This is a genomic window from Micromonospora sp. CA-269861 (assembly GCF_050948505.1).
Lineage (GTDB): Bacteria > Actinomycetota > Actinomycetes > Mycobacteriales > Micromonosporaceae > Micromonospora.
In genome coordinates this window covers 986,309-1,000,238 of record NZ_CP192014.1, presented here as the reverse complement: position 1 = coordinate 1,000,238, position 13,930 = coordinate 986,309, and the positions used below count along the sequence as shown (strand labels likewise).

Sequence of the window (13,930 nt, the reverse complement as noted above, 5' to 3'; positions counted from 1 at the left end):
GCCCCCTTCCGCACACGGCTCGGAGACTTTTGGTCCCCCCGGCGGAAGGCTAAGCCAAACCGGGTGGCCGCAACAGGGGGCGACCAACCGGTTCGGCGTGATTCATGCGCGGACTACCCGTTCAGGTGCTGCTGGTGCCCGTTGGGAGCAGGCGTGGATGAATCACGCCCCGCGGTCCCGTCTGTCGGATCGACGACTGACGCATCGGCCCTGGTCGGGTCGGTCGAACCGGACTGCTGGGGGAAACGGTCCGGCAGACGGCGCAGCCGAGCGTTCATGTTGCGGATCAGCAGGATGGTCGCGGTGGCCAGCAGCAGGATGAGGAAGAGGCCCATCGGCCCGGCCAGACCACCCGTGCGGGTGTCCCCGAAGTTGTTCTCCGCGAGCACCTGGGCAGCGGTCAGCATGGCGTTCCTCCGATGTGCGGTTGGTAACCAGGGTAGACCCGCCGGGAATCAGCGGGCGTGCGCCGTCTCCCGTACGCCCGCGAAGAGATCGGACTCGGGCAGCGGGCTGTCGACCATCGAGCGGGCCAGCTCGTAGTCCTCGGTCGGCCAGGCGCGCTGCTGGAGCTCCATCGGCACGTGGAACCAGAAGCCGTCCGGGTCGACCTGGGTGGCGTGGGCGCGCAGCGCGTCGTCGCGGACCGGGAAGTATTCGGCGCACTCGACCCGGGTGGTGATCCGCGGGCCCTTGTCGGGCCGATCCTCCCACCGCTTGAGCCACTCCTCGTAGGGCGACTCCAGGCCGGCGGCCAGCATGCCCTCGTGCAAGGCCATGATCTTGCCCTTGGAGAAGCCGATGTCGTAGTAGAGCTTCAGCGGCTGCCAGGGCGCGCCCAGCTCCGGGTAGCGCTCCGGGTCGCCGGCGGCCTCGAACGCGGCCACGCTCACCTTGTGACACATGATGTGGTCCGGGTGCGGGTAGCCACCCTCCTCGTCGTACGTGGTCACGACGTGCGGACGGAACTCGCGCATCAGCCGCACCAGCGGGCCCGCGGCGACCTCGACGTCCTGGAGGGCGAAACAGCCCTCGGGCAGCGGCGGCAGCGGATCGCCTTCGGGCAGACCCGAGTCGACGAAGCCCAGCCAGGCCTGGTCGACGCCGAGGATCGCCCGCGCGGCGTCCATTTCGGCGCGCCGGATCTCGCCGATGTTGGCCCACACGTCGGGCCGGTCCAGCTTGGGGTTGAGCACGCTCCCGCGCTCGCCGCCCGTGCACGTCACGACCAGGACGTCCACCCCCTGTGCGACATACTTCGCCGTCGTCGCCGCGCCCTTGCTCGACTCGTCGTCCGGGTGCGCGTGCACGGCCATGAGACGCAGTTGCTCTGCCAACTTCGGCGCTCCTCGTCTGTGCCGGACGGTGGACCCGACCGGGCTCGACCGGCTGACCTGCCGGGATCTTCCTCACCGCACCCTGCCGCCGGCCACCAGCGCGGGGCACGACCTGCCATTCCTGCCGCTGGACCGGGTGGGAGGATGGGGCTCTGTCATTCTTGCCGATGCCGCCGACAACAACGCCAGGAGATACCCGCCGGTGACCGAGACGCACGCCACAATTTCACCAGGCGCGCCGGTTTTTCCGGCCGGGCGCTACGGCCGCCGTCGGGCGCCCGGCGGGAAGCGCCGCCGTACGCTGCTGGCCGCGCTGGCGCTGCTCGCGCTGGTGGCGACGCTGACCGTGATCTCGGTCCGGCTCTATCGGCAGTACGGCGATCCGGTCTACGACGCTCAGGTGATCACGTACACCGACATCACGGACAAGCAGGTGCTTGTCGACTTTCGGGTGACCGTCCCGCCGGGTGGATCAGCGGTCTGCGTGCTGCGTGCCCGGGACCGTTCCGGTGCCGAGGTGGCCCGCGAACAGGTCACCGTGACCGCCGATCCCGGGGATCGGCACGTCACCACCCGGCACCGCCTCACCACCACCGCGCGGCCGTTCATCGGCGAGGTTCTGCGCTGCCTACCACCGTCCTGAGCTGCCCAAACAGCACCGCAGGCGGGGCTGGTCGAGCGCCTACCCCCGGTGTCGGATCCGGACACCGGCGGTGATGGCCGACACGCTGTGTCGTACCGCACTGGTAACTTGGTAGTTCACCTGTCAGCCAGCCACGCACAACTGAGGAGAACGCCTGTGTCCACTGGCAACGAGGCGCCCGCCACCTGGCTGTCCCAGGACGCGTACGACCGCCTCCAGGCCGAGCTCGACGAGCACATCGCCAACCGCCCGGCGGTCGCAGCCGAGATCAACGCTCGGCGCGAGGAGGGCGATCTGCGGGAGAACGGCGGCTACCACGCCGCCCGCGAGGAGCAGGGCAAGGCCGAGGGTCGCATCCGCTACCTGCAGGAACTGCTGCGCACGGCGAAGGTCGGCGAGGCTCCGACCGCCGACGCGGTGTCGCCGGGCATGGTCGTGACGATCTACTTCGACGACGACACCAACGACACCGAGACCTTCCTGCTCGGTTCCCGGGAGATCGCGGCCACGACCGACCTGACCGTCTACAGCCCCGAGTCCGCGCTGGGCAAGGCGATCCTGGGTGGTCGCCCCGGGCAGACCTGCACCTACACGGCGCCCAGCGGCGCCGACATCAAGGTGACAGTGGTCAGCTTCGAGCCGTTCTCCGGCTGACCGTCGCCGAGGGCGCCACCCGCTGTCGGCCGGGCCCACCGACGCCGACACCCGCTGCCGAAACACAGCGCATCCGAGGCGTGACACCCACCGGTGTCACGCCTCGGCCGCGAAGACCACCTGGTAGCCGCTGGCCCGCAGTGCGCTGATCAGCGTGTCCGAGTGCTCGACGCCCCGGGTCTCCACCGACAGCGCCACCTCCACCTCACCGAGGCTGAGGTGCGGGTTGGCCCGCTGGTGCTCCACGTCCACCACGTTGGCCCGGTGCTCGGCGATCTGGCTGAGCAGCGACGCGAGCTGCCCGGGCCGGTCCGAACAGCGGACTGTCACCCGCAGGTAGCGACCCGCCGCGGCCAACCCGTGCTCGATCACCCGCATCATCAGCAACGGGTCGATGTTGCCGCCGGAGAGCACGGCGACGACAGGTGTCTCCACCTCGACCACGCCGGCCAGCAGCGCGGCGACACCGACGGCACCGGCCGGCTCGACCACCTGCTTGCCGCGCTCCAGCAGCATCAGCAGGGCCCGGGAGATGTCCTCCTCGGAGACGGTGACGATCTCGTCGACCAGCTTGCGCACGTGGTTGAAGGTGATCTCGCCCGGCCGGCCGACCGCGATGCCGTCGGCGATGGTGGAGAAGACGGGCAGCCGGACCGGTTCTCCGGCCACCAGTGAGGGCGGGAACGCCGCCGCGCCGGCCGCCTGCACACCGATGATCCGGACGTCCGGCCGCAACGCCTTCGCGGCCACCGCCATGCCCGAGATCAGACCGCCACCACCCACCCCGGTGATGATCGTCTTGACGTCCGGGCACTGTTCGAGGATCTCCAGCGCCACAGTGCCCTGCCCGGCGATCACGTCGGGGTGGTCGAACGGGTGGATCAGCACCGCGCCGGTGCGCTCGGCGTACGTGTGGGCAGCGACCAGCGACTCGTCGACGGTGTTCCCGGCCAACTCGACCTGCGCGCCGTACCCCTTGGTGGCGGCCACCTTCGGCAGCGGCGCGTTGACCGGCATGAAGACGGTGGCGTGCGTGCCGACCAGGCCGGCGGCGAGGGCCACGCCCTGCGCGTGGTTGCCCGCGCTCGCCGCGACCACACCGCGCTCTCGCTCCGCCGCCGACAACCGGGAGATCCGCACGTACGCGCCCCGCACCTTGTACGAGCCGGCGCGCTGCACGTTCTCGCACTTGAGCCACGTCGGACCGCCCAGAGCCGCGCTGAGCGGCCGGGAGGGCTCCAGCGGGGTCGTGCGGGTGACGCCAGCGAGCAACTCCCGTGCGGCCCGCACGTCGTCGAGACCGACCAGTTCCGTCATGCCCCGATCGTGCCACCCGGGCTCCCCGACCAACCCGCGGGCCAGGCCGACCGGGGCGCGGGCCGACCGGACCTGGTTGATCCACTCGGTATCCCGGAAAGCGCGGTATCCGGGCCGCCCGGACACCCCGACTTCAAGGATCCCGAGTGGATCACGAAGCCGGCCCGGCTTCCGGCCCCTTCAGGGCCGGCTGAGCCGCCGGGGCCGACTGGGCCGCCGGGGCCGGCTGAGCCGCCGGGGCCGACTGGGCCGCCGGGGCCGAGGGCCAGGCCTGGAACGGCCAGACCGGGGCGGTCGGCCACTGCGGGGTGGCACCGGCGATCCGGGCCTCCTGGGCTGCGGAGATCCGTTGGATCAGCAGGATCAGCGTCACCGCCGCGATCACGCAGCCCAGCGCGGGCAGCGTGGTGCGGAGCAGGGAGTCCTGGTACAGGTCGGAGTACGCCTGGTAGCCGCCGTCGTTCAACGGGATTTCCGCCAGCTTCTCGTACGCCCGGTCGTCGGCGCGGCTGGCGAGCCGCTCACCGACGCTGAACACCAGCCAGGAGCACCACCAGACGGCCACGAGCGCTGGCGTGGCCCGCCGCCAGAGGCTGTCCCGGGCCACTCCCGCCACGACCCGGGCCGGTACCACGAAGTTCGCGAAGGGCACCAGCCAACCGGCGATCGCCCAGCCGGGCCCGAAGGCCGGCTCGGCTCCGGGGAAGGCGTCGGTGTTCTTGCGGGCCCGCCAGGTCCAGATGATCACCAGCACGGCGGCGACGAGGTGTACCACCGTCATGATCAGCGCCACCACCGCGACGATGGTCGCCGCGCCGACGAGCAGGTCTGGGTCGTCGTTGGCCATGGCCCGCCGGGCCAGCACCATGCCGACCAGCGACGACAGCGCCACCGCCAGGTAGAGCACGGCGGTCGCGCCGACGGCGACGTTCGCCGCCAGGCCGATCCCGCGTACCCGGTAGGTCGGCAGCCCCGGCGTGACGGCGGGCTGGCCGAGCGGCGTGAAGCACCGCGGGCAGTAGTCGTTTTCGGGGGACATGGCGTCCCCGCAGGTCTGGCAGCGCACTGGTGTCCCCCGTGGTCGCGCGTAGGTGCGCGCACACGCTAAACGATCATGCGACGGCCGGCGACCCCGTTCCGATCCGGGGGTAACCGGGGGCGTGGCGCGTCCATGGGGCGGCCATCTCGAACTGACCGGCCACACCGAGCAGCAGCAGCTCCGAGCCGGGCGGACCGACCAGTTGCACGGCGACCGGCAGGCCGTCCGGGCGGCGGCCGACAGGCACGACGACCGCCGGCAGGCCGGCGATGTTCCAGGGTGCGGCGTACGGGGCGTACCGGATGTTGGCTGTCATGTTCGCCCGCCAGGACCGCTCCGACCAGCGTGCCGCCTCCGGTGGCGCGCTGGCCAGCGCCGGGGTGAGCAGCAGGTCGACGGAGTGGTCGGTGAAGAAGTCGACTGACCGTTGCCGCCAGGCGGCCCGGTCCGCCTCCCGCACGTAGCCACGGCGCTGCGCCCACTCGCCGAGCGCGACGTGCCGTCGGGTACGCCGTTGCAGGCCACGCCGGTCCAGACCGGAGGCCCGGACGTCGGTGGCGGCGGCGGCGAACCAGGTGGCGATGCCCTGCAGGCCGAGCGCGGTGGGGTAGACCGGGTCGGCCGGCACGGTGTCGTGCCCGGCGGCGGCGAGGAGCCGACCGGCGGCGGCGACGGCGTCCCGGTTGGGCGCGTCCGGTGTGACACCGCGGACCGGGGAACGCAGCGAGACGCCCACCCGCAGGCGCTGCGGGGGGACCAGCTTCTCGGGACGCCGGCCGGCGAGCACCGAGAAGCCGACCGCCGCGTCGGCGACGGTGCTGGTCAGCATGCCGTGTTCGGTGAGGCCGAACCAGTCGTCCGCGCCGAGCTGGCAGGGGACCACGCCCCGACCGGGCTTGAGGCCGACGAGCCCGCAACAGGCCGCGGGAATCCGGATCGAGCCGAGACCGTCGTTGGCGTGCGCGATCGGCACCAGCCCGGCGGCGACGGCGGCGGCGGCGCCACCCGAGGATCCACCCGGGGTACGCGTGCTGTCCCACGGATTGCGGGTCACCGCGCTGTCGTCGTCGGTGAGTGCCCACAGCCCCAGCTCCGGCATCCGGGTCACGCCGAGGATCACCGCACCGGCGCCACGCAGCCGACGCACGACCTCGTGGTCGGCCTCCGCGACGTCGGTGCGGGCGGCGGCCGACCCGTTCCAGGTCGGCAGGCCGGCGACCGGGGTGTTCTCCTTGACCGCCACCGGAACCCCGGCCAACGGCAGGTTGGCCAGGTCCTCCTGCTCGTCGACCTTCTCCGCCTCGGTGATCGCCTCACCGCCGCGAACGGCGCGGAACGCGGCCAGCTCACGGTCGGTTCGGGAGATGTACTCAAGGTGGTCGGCGACGACCTGGGTCGCCGAGACGTCACCTCGGCGTACGCCCCGGGCGATCTGCTTGGCGGTCGCTCCGACCCAGGTCGCCATGATGTCCTGCACGGCCATCCTCCCCCAGCGGTCAGCCCAGCGCCTGCTCCAGATCGGCGAGTAGGTCGTCGACCGTCTCGATGCCGACAGACAGTCGCACGAGATCGCCGGGAACTTCAAGCGGCGAGCCGGCAGCACTTGCGTGTGTCATCCGACCCGGGTGCTCGATCAGGGATTCGACGCCGCCCAGCGACTCGGCGAGCACGAAGAGCTTGGCCCGGTTGCAGATGTCCACTGCGTGGTCCTCACCGCCTGCGGCGCGGAACGAGATCATGCCGCCGAACCGGCGCATCTGCTTGGCGGCCACCTCGTGACCGGGGTGCGAGGGCAGCCCCGGATAGAGCACCTCGGCGACCTTGGCGTGCCCGTCGAGGTACGCGGCGAGCCGCTCGGCGTTGTCGCAGTGCCGGTCCATCCGTACCCCGAGGGTCTTGATGCCCCGCAGGGTGAGCCAGGCGTCGAACGGGCCGTTGATCGCGCCCATCGCGTTCTGGTGGTAGCGCAACTCCTCGCCGAGCCCGGCGTCGGCGACGACGAGCGCGCCACCGACGACGTCGGAGTGCCCACCGATGTACTTGGTGGTGGAGTGCACCACCACGTCCGCGCCGTAGGCGATCGGCTGCTGGAGGTACGGCGAGGCGAAGGTGTTGTCCACCACCAGCAGGGCGCCCGCGTCGTGGGCCACGGCGGCGAGGGCGGCGATGTCGGCGATGCCGAGCAGCGGGTTGGTCGGCGTCTCGATCCAGATGATCTTCGTGCGGCCGGGCTGCACGGCCGCCCGGACGGCGGCCGGGTCGGAGACCCTGGCCGGGCTGAACTCCAGGCCCCAGCGCTGGGCGACCCGGGCGAAGAGCCGGTACGTGCCGCCGTACGCGTCGTCCGGGATCACCACGTGGTCGCCGGGCTGGCACACGGCCCGCAGCAGGGTGTCCTCCGCCGCTAGGCCGCTGGCGAAGGCGAGCCCCACCGGCCCGCCCTCCAGCGCCGCGAGGCACTCCTGGAGCGCGTCACGGGTCGGGTTGCCGGAGCGGCTGTACTCGTAGCCGAGGCGAGGCGCGCCGACGGCGTCCTGCGCGTACGTGCTGGTCTGGTAGATCGGTGGGATCACCGCGCCGGTGCGGGCCTCAGGGTCCTGACCGGCGTGGATGGCGAGCGTCTCGAAGCCGTGACTCATTCTGGTGAGGCTAGTGCCCCGTCCCGAGGGCTGGTACGGAACCCACGCTCCCGGGCGAGGGCCGGACCGACCGGCCCGGCCCTCGCCCCCACGGGGGCCGGTCAGGCGGCCGGAACGGGCAGGACGTGCAGGGTCGCCGGACGGGCTCCGGTCCAGTCCGAGGTGACCGCGTAGACCCGGGCTTCGTTCGGCGCCCAGGCCAGCCCGCCGGCGCTGAGCTCATCGCCCAACTCGTAGCGGGCCTGTTCGGTGCCGTCCGCCGCGAACACGAAGACGTCCGGGTCGTAGGCGGCGTCGGCGCCGGCGGCGATCCGGGTGCCGAGACGCGACAGCTCGACGGCGCGCGGGTACGGGCCGGTGGCGTACGTCGCGGTGGGGGTGGTGATGTCGGCGAACGGGAACGCCTGCACCAGCGGCGGGGAACCGGCGGCCGTGTAGAGGGTGGTGCCGGTCGGGTCGAGGGCGATGTCGCGCAGGTTGCTGCCGACGACCGAGAACTGGTTGGTCCGCAGGATCGTCAGCGCTCCCGCGGTGCCGATCCCGTAGGCGTACACCGACGCCGGGCTCAACCCCGGCTGCCCGGCGAGCAGCACCGCCCGGTTCTGGGCGGCGGCGGTCAGCAGCGGAGCGTCGTAGAAGTCCTCGCTGACCACGCCGGTGCTGAGCCGGGCCGGCTGGCGTCCCAGGTCGATCCGGCCGATGTTGCCGCCCCACTGGTCGCAGCCGTAGCCGAACCACAGGTACCGGCCGGTCAACGCCAGCGACGACGGGCACTCGCCCACGCCGGTGTCGTACCGGGCCGACTCGATCAACGAGCCGGTGTCGAAGGCGGCGATGGCGTTGGCGGTGGGCAGCGCCACGTAGAGCGTCCGCCGGTCGGCGCTGAGCAGCAGGTCGGTGGGGCCGGGCAGGCCCGACAGCGTGCCGACCACCGCGCCTGCCGCGCTTGTCACCACGACGTCGGTGGCGGAGCTGCCACCGCTGACGAAGACCCGGTCACCTGCCGACACCACGTCGGCCGCCGTGCTCAGCGGCAGCGGGGTGGCGGTCTGCGCGGCGGCCGCCTGGGCGTGGCCCGGGACCACGCCGGTGAGCAGCCCCGCGGTCAGCGCCGCCAGCGTCAGGGTGAAGCCTCTTCTGATCTGCAAAGTTCGTCCTTTCGGAGCATCGGCGCGCACGCCGATGGCCGGGTCGTCCGTGCCGATCCATTCACGTAGATGAGTATCACAACCGGTTCGCGCGTGGGGGGGCGCCGCGACCCGCGAGGTCGCCGGCATAGCCTGGCCCGATGAGCGGTTGCGTGTTCTGCGGGATCGTGACGGGCGAGGTGCCGGCGTTCCGGGTGGCCGACACCCCGGACGGAGTGGCGTTCCTGGACACCCGGCCGGTGTTCAAGGGGCACGTGCTCGTGGTGCCCCGGGTGCACCTGGTGACCCTGGCCGAGTTGCCCGCCGACCTGCTGCCCAGCTACTTCGCCATGGTCCAGCGGCTGGCGGTGGCGGTGGAGACCGCTCTCGGCGCCGGTGGGACGTTCGTGGCGATGAACAACAAGGTGTCCCAATCAGTGCCTCACCTGCACACCCACGTGGTCCCGCGTACCAAGGGCGACGGGTTGCGTGGTTTCTTCTGGCCGCGGACGCGGTACGACGACGACGCCGAGGCCCAGGCGTACGCGGACCGGGTCGCGACGGCGCTGCCCGGTGGGGCCTGACTCACCGTCACGCGGGTAAGGAAGCCAGACCCTCCGGTGTTACACGCTGGGAGTGGTACGAGAGGAGATCCCCACCGTGTTTCTGCGCCGTATGAACGCCGATATGGTCTCGCCCGACCAGGCCCTTCCGGGCCGCCCGATCGCCATGCCGGTCGCCGACCGCCACGAGGTGCTGGGCACCCCGTTGCAGGGCCCGTTCCCGGAGGGCCTGCAGGTCGCGGTCTTCGGCATGGGCTGTTTCTGGGGCGCCGAGCGGCTCTTCTGGACGCTGCCCGGCGTCTACACCACCTCCGCCGGCTACGCGGGTGGCATCACCAAGAACCCGACGTACGAGGAGACGTGCTCCGGCCGGACCGGGCACGCCGAGGTCGTCCAGGTGGTGTACGACCCCAGCAAGATCAATTACGAGGACCTGCTGAAGGTCTTCTGGGAGAACCACGACCCGACCCAGGGCATGCGCCAGGGCAACGACGTGGGCACCCAGTACCGCTCGGCGATCTACACGACGACCGACGAGCAGCGGACCATCGCGGAGTCGTCCCGGGACGCGTTCCAGCCGATCGTGACGCGGGCCGGCAAGGGTGAGATCACCACTGAGATCGCCCCGCTCGGCAGCTACTACTTCGCCGAGGATTACCACCAGCAGTACCTGGCCCCGACCAAGAACCCGAACGGGTACTGCAACCACGGCCCGAACGGGCTGAGCTGCCCGGTCGGCGTGGCCCGAGTCGGCGGCTGACCACGACGTACCACCACCTTCGGGGCGCGGCGACCGCCGCGCCCCGAAGTGCTGCACGACCCCGACCCGACCTTCGCCACCTCAGAAGGTGGCCGGGCATTCCCGTCCGGCCCTGTGATCGAAATCCGTTGCCGAGCCCGACGAGAACTCGATAACGTGGCCGTACACGTGAAAGGAGGTGGTCCAGACTTGTATAGCAATCGGACTCGTGAGGTGGCTGTCAGCTAGCCGCTGTCCTCGACAGTGATCGGCCCGCCGCGAGGCGGGCAAAAGCACCATCGTCGAGACCGTGTGGCAGCGGTGCGGCGAATCCACGACAGCCACCCGACCCCCGGGGTGCCGGCCAAGTCCAGCCGGCCCGCGCACATGCGCGGAGCGCCCCGGGGGTCGCTCCATATCCGCGGGAGTGGCGATGTCCATGCGCGAGCTGGTGGTGCTGGGGACGGCCAGCCAGGCGCCGACCCGTCAGCGCAACCACAACGGGTACGTGCTGCGCTGGGACGACGAGGTCATCCTCTTCGACCCGGGCGAGGGCAGCCAGCGTCAACTCCTGCACACCACGGTCACGGCCACCGACCTGACCCGGATCTGCGTCACCCACTTTCACGGCGACCACTGCCTCGGCCTTCCCGGCACCATCCAGCGGCTCTCCCTGGACCGGGTGGCGCACCCGGTCGCCATGCACTTCCCCGCCGGCGGGGCCGAATACTTCGCCAGGCTGCGGTACGCCACCTCCTTCTACGAGACCGCCGAGCTGCGGGTCGAGCCCATCGAGGCCGACGGGCAGCGGATCGCCCTACGCTGCGGCACGCTGGAGGCACGCCGGCTCCGGCACCCCATCGAGACGTACGGCTACCGCCTGGTCGAGCCGGACGGGCACCGGATGCTGCCGGAGAAGCTGGCCGCGTACGGCATCGCCGGGCCGGCCGTCGGCGAGCTGATCCGCGTCGGGCACCTGGACCTCGACGGACGCCGCGTCACCCGGGCCGAGGTGAGCGTGCCCCGGCCGGGGCAGCGGTTCGCGTTCGTGATGGACACCGGCCTCTGCGACGGGGTGTACGCCCTCGCCGAGCACGCCGACCTGCTGGTCATCGAGTCGACGTTCCTGGAGTCGGAGGCCGCGCTCGCCGCCGAGGTCGGCCACCTGACCGCGGCGCAGGCCGCCCGGGTGGCGACCGAGTCCGGGGTACGCCGACTCGTGCTCACCCACTTCTCCCAGCGCTACCCCGACCCGCGCCGGTTCCACGACGAGGCACGCGCGCACTTCGACGGCGATCTGATCATCGCGGAGGATCTGACCACGGTGCAGCTTCCGCCGCGCCGGGTAGCCTCGTCCGGATGACCGTCACGCTCCGCCCCGCGACCGAAGGCGACCTGATGGCGGTGGGTGCGCTGCACCAGCGCTCCCGGGTCGCCGCGTACTCCGCCTTCGTGCCGACCGAGGCGCTGGCCGACCCGACACCGGAGGCGATGGGTCGGTACTGGGTCGAGCGGTGGCAGTGGGAGCGGGACACCCACCGGATGACAGTGGCCGAGCGGGCCGGGGCGTTGGTCGGGTTCAGTCACCTGGGCCCGGACGACGAGGACGACCCGGCCACCGGGCTGCTCAACGCGATCCACCTCGAGCCGACCGAGCAGGGTCGCGGCGTCGGCCGCACCCTGATGGTGGACGCGATGGACGCGATGCGGGCGCGGGGCTGGCGGCGTGCCGCGCTCTGGGTGCTCCGGGACAACGCCCACGCCCGTTCCTTCTACGAGCGCGGCGGCTGGACCCCCACGGGCGCCGAACGCGAGGAGCACATCGGCACGGCCCTCACGCCCCAACTCCGCTACACCCGCCCCCTCTAGTCCCGCCCAGCCCCGCCGATCTTGCACTTTCTGTGCCGACTTTTGCCCGCGAAAGCGACATTTGCCCAACAGTAAGTGCAAGATCGGCGGGGCTGGGGGTTGGGCAGTGGGTTAGTGGGCGCCCAGGTGGGACAGGAGGTCCTGGCGGGTGAGGACGCCCTTGGGCTTGCCGTCGACCAGGACCAGGGCGGCGTCGGACTTCTCCAGCAGGCCCACCGCCTCGCTCACCGGCTGACCACCACCGATCATCGGCAGCGGGTCGCCCATGTGCCGCTCGATCGTGTCGTGCAGGTGGGCCTGACCGGTGAACAGCGCGTCGAGCAGGTCCCGCTCGGCGATCGAGCCGGCGACCTCACCGGTCACCACGGGCGGCTCGGCCTTGAGCACCGGCAGCTGCGAGACGCCGTACTCGCGCATGTAGTCGATGGCGTCGCGGACGGTCTCGGTCGGGTGCACGTGCACCAGCTCGGGCAGCCCGCCCGGCTTGCTGGCCAGCGCGTCGGCCACCGTCGGCTCGGCACCGGAGTTGTCCAGGAAGCCGTACCGGGCCATCCACGAGTCGTTGAAGATCTTGGAGAGGTAGCCTCGGCCGCCGTCGGGCAGCAGTACCACCACCACGTCGTCCGGGCCGGCCCGACGGGCGACCTCCAGGGCGGCGACCACCGCCATGCCGCAGGAGCCGCCGACCAGCAGACCCTCCTCGCGGGCGAGTCGCCGGGTCATCTCGAAGGACGCCTTGTCGGAGACCTCGACGATCTCGTCGGCGACACCCCTGTCGTACGTCTCCGGCCAGAAGTCCTCGCCGACGCCCTCCACCAGGTACGGCCGGCCGGTGCCGCCGGAATAGACCGAGCCCTCCGGGTCGGCCCCGACGACCCGCACCCGGCCCTCGGAGGCCTCCTTCAGGTACCGGCCGATGCCGGAGATGGTGCCGCCGGTGCCGACGCCTGCCACGAAGTGGGTGAGCTCGCCGTCGGTCTGCTTCCACAGCTCCGGGCCGGTGGTCTCGTAGTGCGAGCGCGGGTTGGCCGGGTTGCTGTACTGGTTGGGCTTCCAGGCGCCGGGGATCTCCCGGGTCAGCCGGTCGGAGACGTTGTAGTACGAGCGCGGGTCCTCCGGCGCGACGGCGGTCGGGCAGACCACCACCTCGGCGCCGTACGCCCGGAGCACGTCCTGCTTGTCCTGGCTGACCTTGTCGGGGCAGACGAAGACACACCGGTAACCCTTGAGCTGGGCCACCAGGGCCAGCCCGACGCCGGTGTTGCCGCTCGTCGGCTCGACGATGGTGCCGCCGGGCTTGAGCAGGCCGGCGGCCTCGGCGTCCTCCACCATCCGCAGCGCGATCCGGTCCTTCACCGAACCGCCCGGGTTGACGTACTCCACCTTGGCCAGCACGGTGGCCTGGATGCCCTTGGTGACGTTACGCAGCCGCACCAGCGGGGTGTTTCCGATCATGTCGACGACGTTGTCGTAGTACTGCACGGTGTGCCCTTCGTTGCGGCGCCGTCGGTGGCGACCGGAAGACGTTTCCTCGTCGCCCAGCGTACGTGTCGTCAGGGCACCAGCCCCCCGGGGATGACCGAGCTACGACGGGCCTCCCACTCCAGGAAGCGATCGGTCTCGGCGAGCACGCTGCCGGCCAACCACGTGATCATGACCGCGTCGTCGGCCAGTCCGAAGATCGCCAGCGGGATCTCCGGGAGCAGGTCGATCGGCGAGACGATGTACGCCGTCGCCGCGGTCATCAGGGCCAGCCGGAGGCCGCCGTCGTACTCCCCCTTGGTGGTGGCTCGGATCATCCGGGGCAGCGCGGCCAACCGCGTGCCGATCGACGGCCCGTTGCGCGCCCCGGCCGCCAGTGCCCGCGCCAGGGCCGTGAACGCCGCGCTGCGCTTCAGTGTCTTACCCATCGTCGCGCTCCTCTCCGCCGGATCAGCGTGGCGGGTCGGCGCAAGTCGGCCGGCCTCTGGAACCCAGGTACCCCGTCGCGTCGGTTTCCAGGC

General features: G+C 71.6%; 15 protein-coding genes. 6 read left to right on the top strand and 9 right to left on the bottom strand.

What is annotated here, in order from left to right:
- Positions 1 to 113: 113 nt before the first annotated feature.
- Positions 114 to 407, bottom strand: coding sequence for a hypothetical protein (locus tag ACQP0U_RS04685; RefSeq protein WP_433316066.1), 294 nt, complete (start codon positions 405 to 407; stop codon positions 114 to 116).
- Positions 408 to 455: 48 nt separating this feature from the next.
- The gene (gene mca, locus ACQP0U_RS04680; protein WP_091394187.1) at positions 456 to 1,337 is read right to left on the bottom strand and encodes a mycothiol conjugate amidase Mca; all 882 of its coding nucleotides are present in this window, start codon (positions 1,335 to 1,337) and stop codon (positions 456 to 458) included.
- A 202-nt stretch (positions 1,338 to 1,539) separates the two neighbouring features.
- On the opposite strand from mca, the gene ACQP0U_RS04675 reads away from it, so the two are divergent.
- Positions 1,540 to 1,980, top strand: a complete 441-nt coding sequence (locus tag ACQP0U_RS04675) for a DUF4307 domain-containing protein (RefSeq protein ID WP_433316064.1) — start codon at positions 1,540 to 1,542, stop codon at positions 1,978 to 1,980.
- 156 nt (positions 1,981 to 2,136) lie between these two features.
- Complete coding sequence (gene greA, locus ACQP0U_RS04670; RefSeq protein WP_433316062.1) at positions 2,137 to 2,634, top strand: transcription elongation factor GreA; 498 nt, start codon at positions 2,137 to 2,139, stop codon at positions 2,632 to 2,634.
- Between the two features lie 96 nt (positions 2,635 to 2,730).
- Here the strand turns inward: greA and ilvA are convergent, their stop codons facing one another.
- From ilvA to ACQP0U_RS04645, 5 genes are all read right to left on the bottom strand, one after another.
- On the bottom strand, positions 2,731 to 3,951 hold the full coding sequence (ilvA, locus tag ACQP0U_RS04665) for a threonine ammonia-lyase (RefSeq protein ID WP_196921139.1): 1,221 nt from the start codon (positions 3,949 to 3,951) through the stop codon (positions 2,731 to 2,733).
- A 151-nt stretch (positions 3,952 to 4,102) separates the two neighbouring features.
- Positions 4,103 to 4,990 (bottom strand): DUF4328 domain-containing protein, encoded by an 888-nt coding sequence (locus ACQP0U_RS04660; protein ID WP_433316060.1) that lies wholly within the window; start codon positions 4,988 to 4,990, stop codon positions 4,103 to 4,105.
- 73 nt (positions 4,991 to 5,063) lie between these two features.
- Positions 5,064 to 6,473, bottom strand: a complete 1,410-nt coding sequence (locus ACQP0U_RS04655; protein WP_433316058.1) for an amidase — start codon at positions 6,471 to 6,473, stop codon at positions 5,064 to 5,066.
- A 13-nt stretch (positions 6,474 to 6,486) separates the two neighbouring features.
- Complete coding sequence (locus tag ACQP0U_RS04650; protein WP_433316057.1) at positions 6,487 to 7,629, bottom strand: cystathionine gamma-synthase; 1,143 nt, start codon at positions 7,627 to 7,629, stop codon at positions 6,487 to 6,489.
- A 101-nt stretch (positions 7,630 to 7,730) separates the two neighbouring features.
- Positions 7,731 to 8,777, bottom strand: a complete 1,047-nt coding sequence (locus ACQP0U_RS04645) for a hypothetical protein (protein ID WP_433316055.1) — start codon at positions 8,775 to 8,777, stop codon at positions 7,731 to 7,733.
- A gap of 140 nt (positions 8,778 to 8,917) precedes the next feature.
- On the opposite strand from ACQP0U_RS04645, the gene ACQP0U_RS04640 reads away from it, so the two are divergent.
- The 4 genes from ACQP0U_RS04640 (at position 8,918) to ACQP0U_RS04625 (ending at position 11,927) form a co-directional block, all read left to right on the top strand.
- A complete protein-coding gene (locus ACQP0U_RS04640) occupies positions 8,918 to 9,340 on the top strand; it encodes an HIT family protein (RefSeq protein WP_433316054.1) in 423 nt (140 codons plus the stop codon).
- A 76-nt stretch (positions 9,341 to 9,416) separates the two neighbouring features.
- Positions 9,417 to 10,079: a peptide-methionine (S)-S-oxide reductase MsrA gene (gene msrA / locus ACQP0U_RS04635; RefSeq protein WP_355494430.1), complete on the top strand. Its 663-nt coding sequence runs from the start codon at positions 9,417 to 9,419 to the stop codon at positions 10,077 to 10,079.
- A gap of 412 nt (positions 10,080 to 10,491) precedes the next feature.
- Complete coding sequence (locus tag ACQP0U_RS04630) at positions 10,492 to 11,421, top strand: ribonuclease Z (protein WP_433316052.1); 930 nt, start codon at positions 10,492 to 10,494, stop codon at positions 11,419 to 11,421.
- Positions 11,418 to 11,927, top strand: a complete 510-nt coding sequence (locus ACQP0U_RS04625) for an N-acetyltransferase family protein (protein WP_433316050.1) — start codon at positions 11,418 to 11,420, stop codon at positions 11,925 to 11,927. The genes ACQP0U_RS04630 and ACQP0U_RS04625 overlap by 4 nt, the downstream gene beginning before the upstream one ends.
- A gap of 111 nt (positions 11,928 to 12,038) precedes the next feature.
- Here the strand turns inward: ACQP0U_RS04625 and ACQP0U_RS04620 are convergent, their stop codons facing one another.
- Together ACQP0U_RS04620 and ACQP0U_RS04615 are read right to left on the bottom strand one after the other, a co-directional pair.
- Positions 12,039 to 13,409 (bottom strand): cystathionine beta-synthase, encoded by a 1,371-nt coding sequence (locus ACQP0U_RS04620; RefSeq protein WP_433316048.1) that lies wholly within the window; start codon positions 13,407 to 13,409, stop codon positions 12,039 to 12,041.
- Positions 13,410 to 13,480: 71 nt separating this feature from the next.
- Positions 13,481 to 13,837, bottom strand: a complete 357-nt coding sequence (locus tag ACQP0U_RS04615; protein ID WP_091394216.1) for a YkvA family protein — start codon at positions 13,835 to 13,837, stop codon at positions 13,481 to 13,483.
- Between the last annotated feature and the right edge of the window lie 93 nt (positions 13,838 to 13,930).

Excerpts from the sequence above, each read along its gene's own strand:
- ACQP0U_RS04685 (WP_433316066.1), bottom strand. The coding sequence starts at position 407 with ATGCTGACCGCTGCCCAGGTGCTCGCGGAGAACAACTTCGGGGACACC.
- ilvA (WP_196921139.1), bottom strand. The coding sequence starts at position 3,951 with ATGACGGAACTGGTCGGTCTCGACGACGTGCGGGCCGCACGGGAGTTG.
- ACQP0U_RS04660 (WP_433316060.1), bottom strand. The coding sequence starts at position 4,990 with ATGTCCCCCGAAAACGACTACTGCCCGCGGTGCTTCACGCCGCTCGGC.
- ACQP0U_RS04655 (WP_433316058.1), bottom strand. The coding sequence starts at position 6,473 with ATGGCCGTGCAGGACATCATGGCGACCTGGGTCGGAGCGACCGCCAAG.
- ACQP0U_RS04650 (WP_433316057.1), bottom strand. The coding sequence starts at position 7,629 with ATGAGTCACGGCTTCGAGACGCTCGCCATCCACGCCGGTCAGGACCCT.
- ACQP0U_RS04640 (WP_433316054.1), top strand. The coding sequence starts at position 8,918 with ATGAGCGGTTGCGTGTTCTGCGGGATCGTGACGGGCGAGGTGCCGGCG.
- ACQP0U_RS04630 (WP_433316052.1), top strand. The coding sequence starts at position 10,492 with ATGTCCATGCGCGAGCTGGTGGTGCTGGGGACGGCCAGCCAGGCGCCG.
- ACQP0U_RS04625 (WP_433316050.1), top strand. The coding sequence starts at position 11,418 with ATGACCGTCACGCTCCGCCCCGCGACCGAAGGCGACCTGATGGCGGTG.
- ACQP0U_RS04615 (WP_091394216.1), bottom strand. The coding sequence starts at position 13,837 with ATGGGTAAGACACTGAAGCGCAGCGCGGCGTTCACGGCCCTGGCGCGG.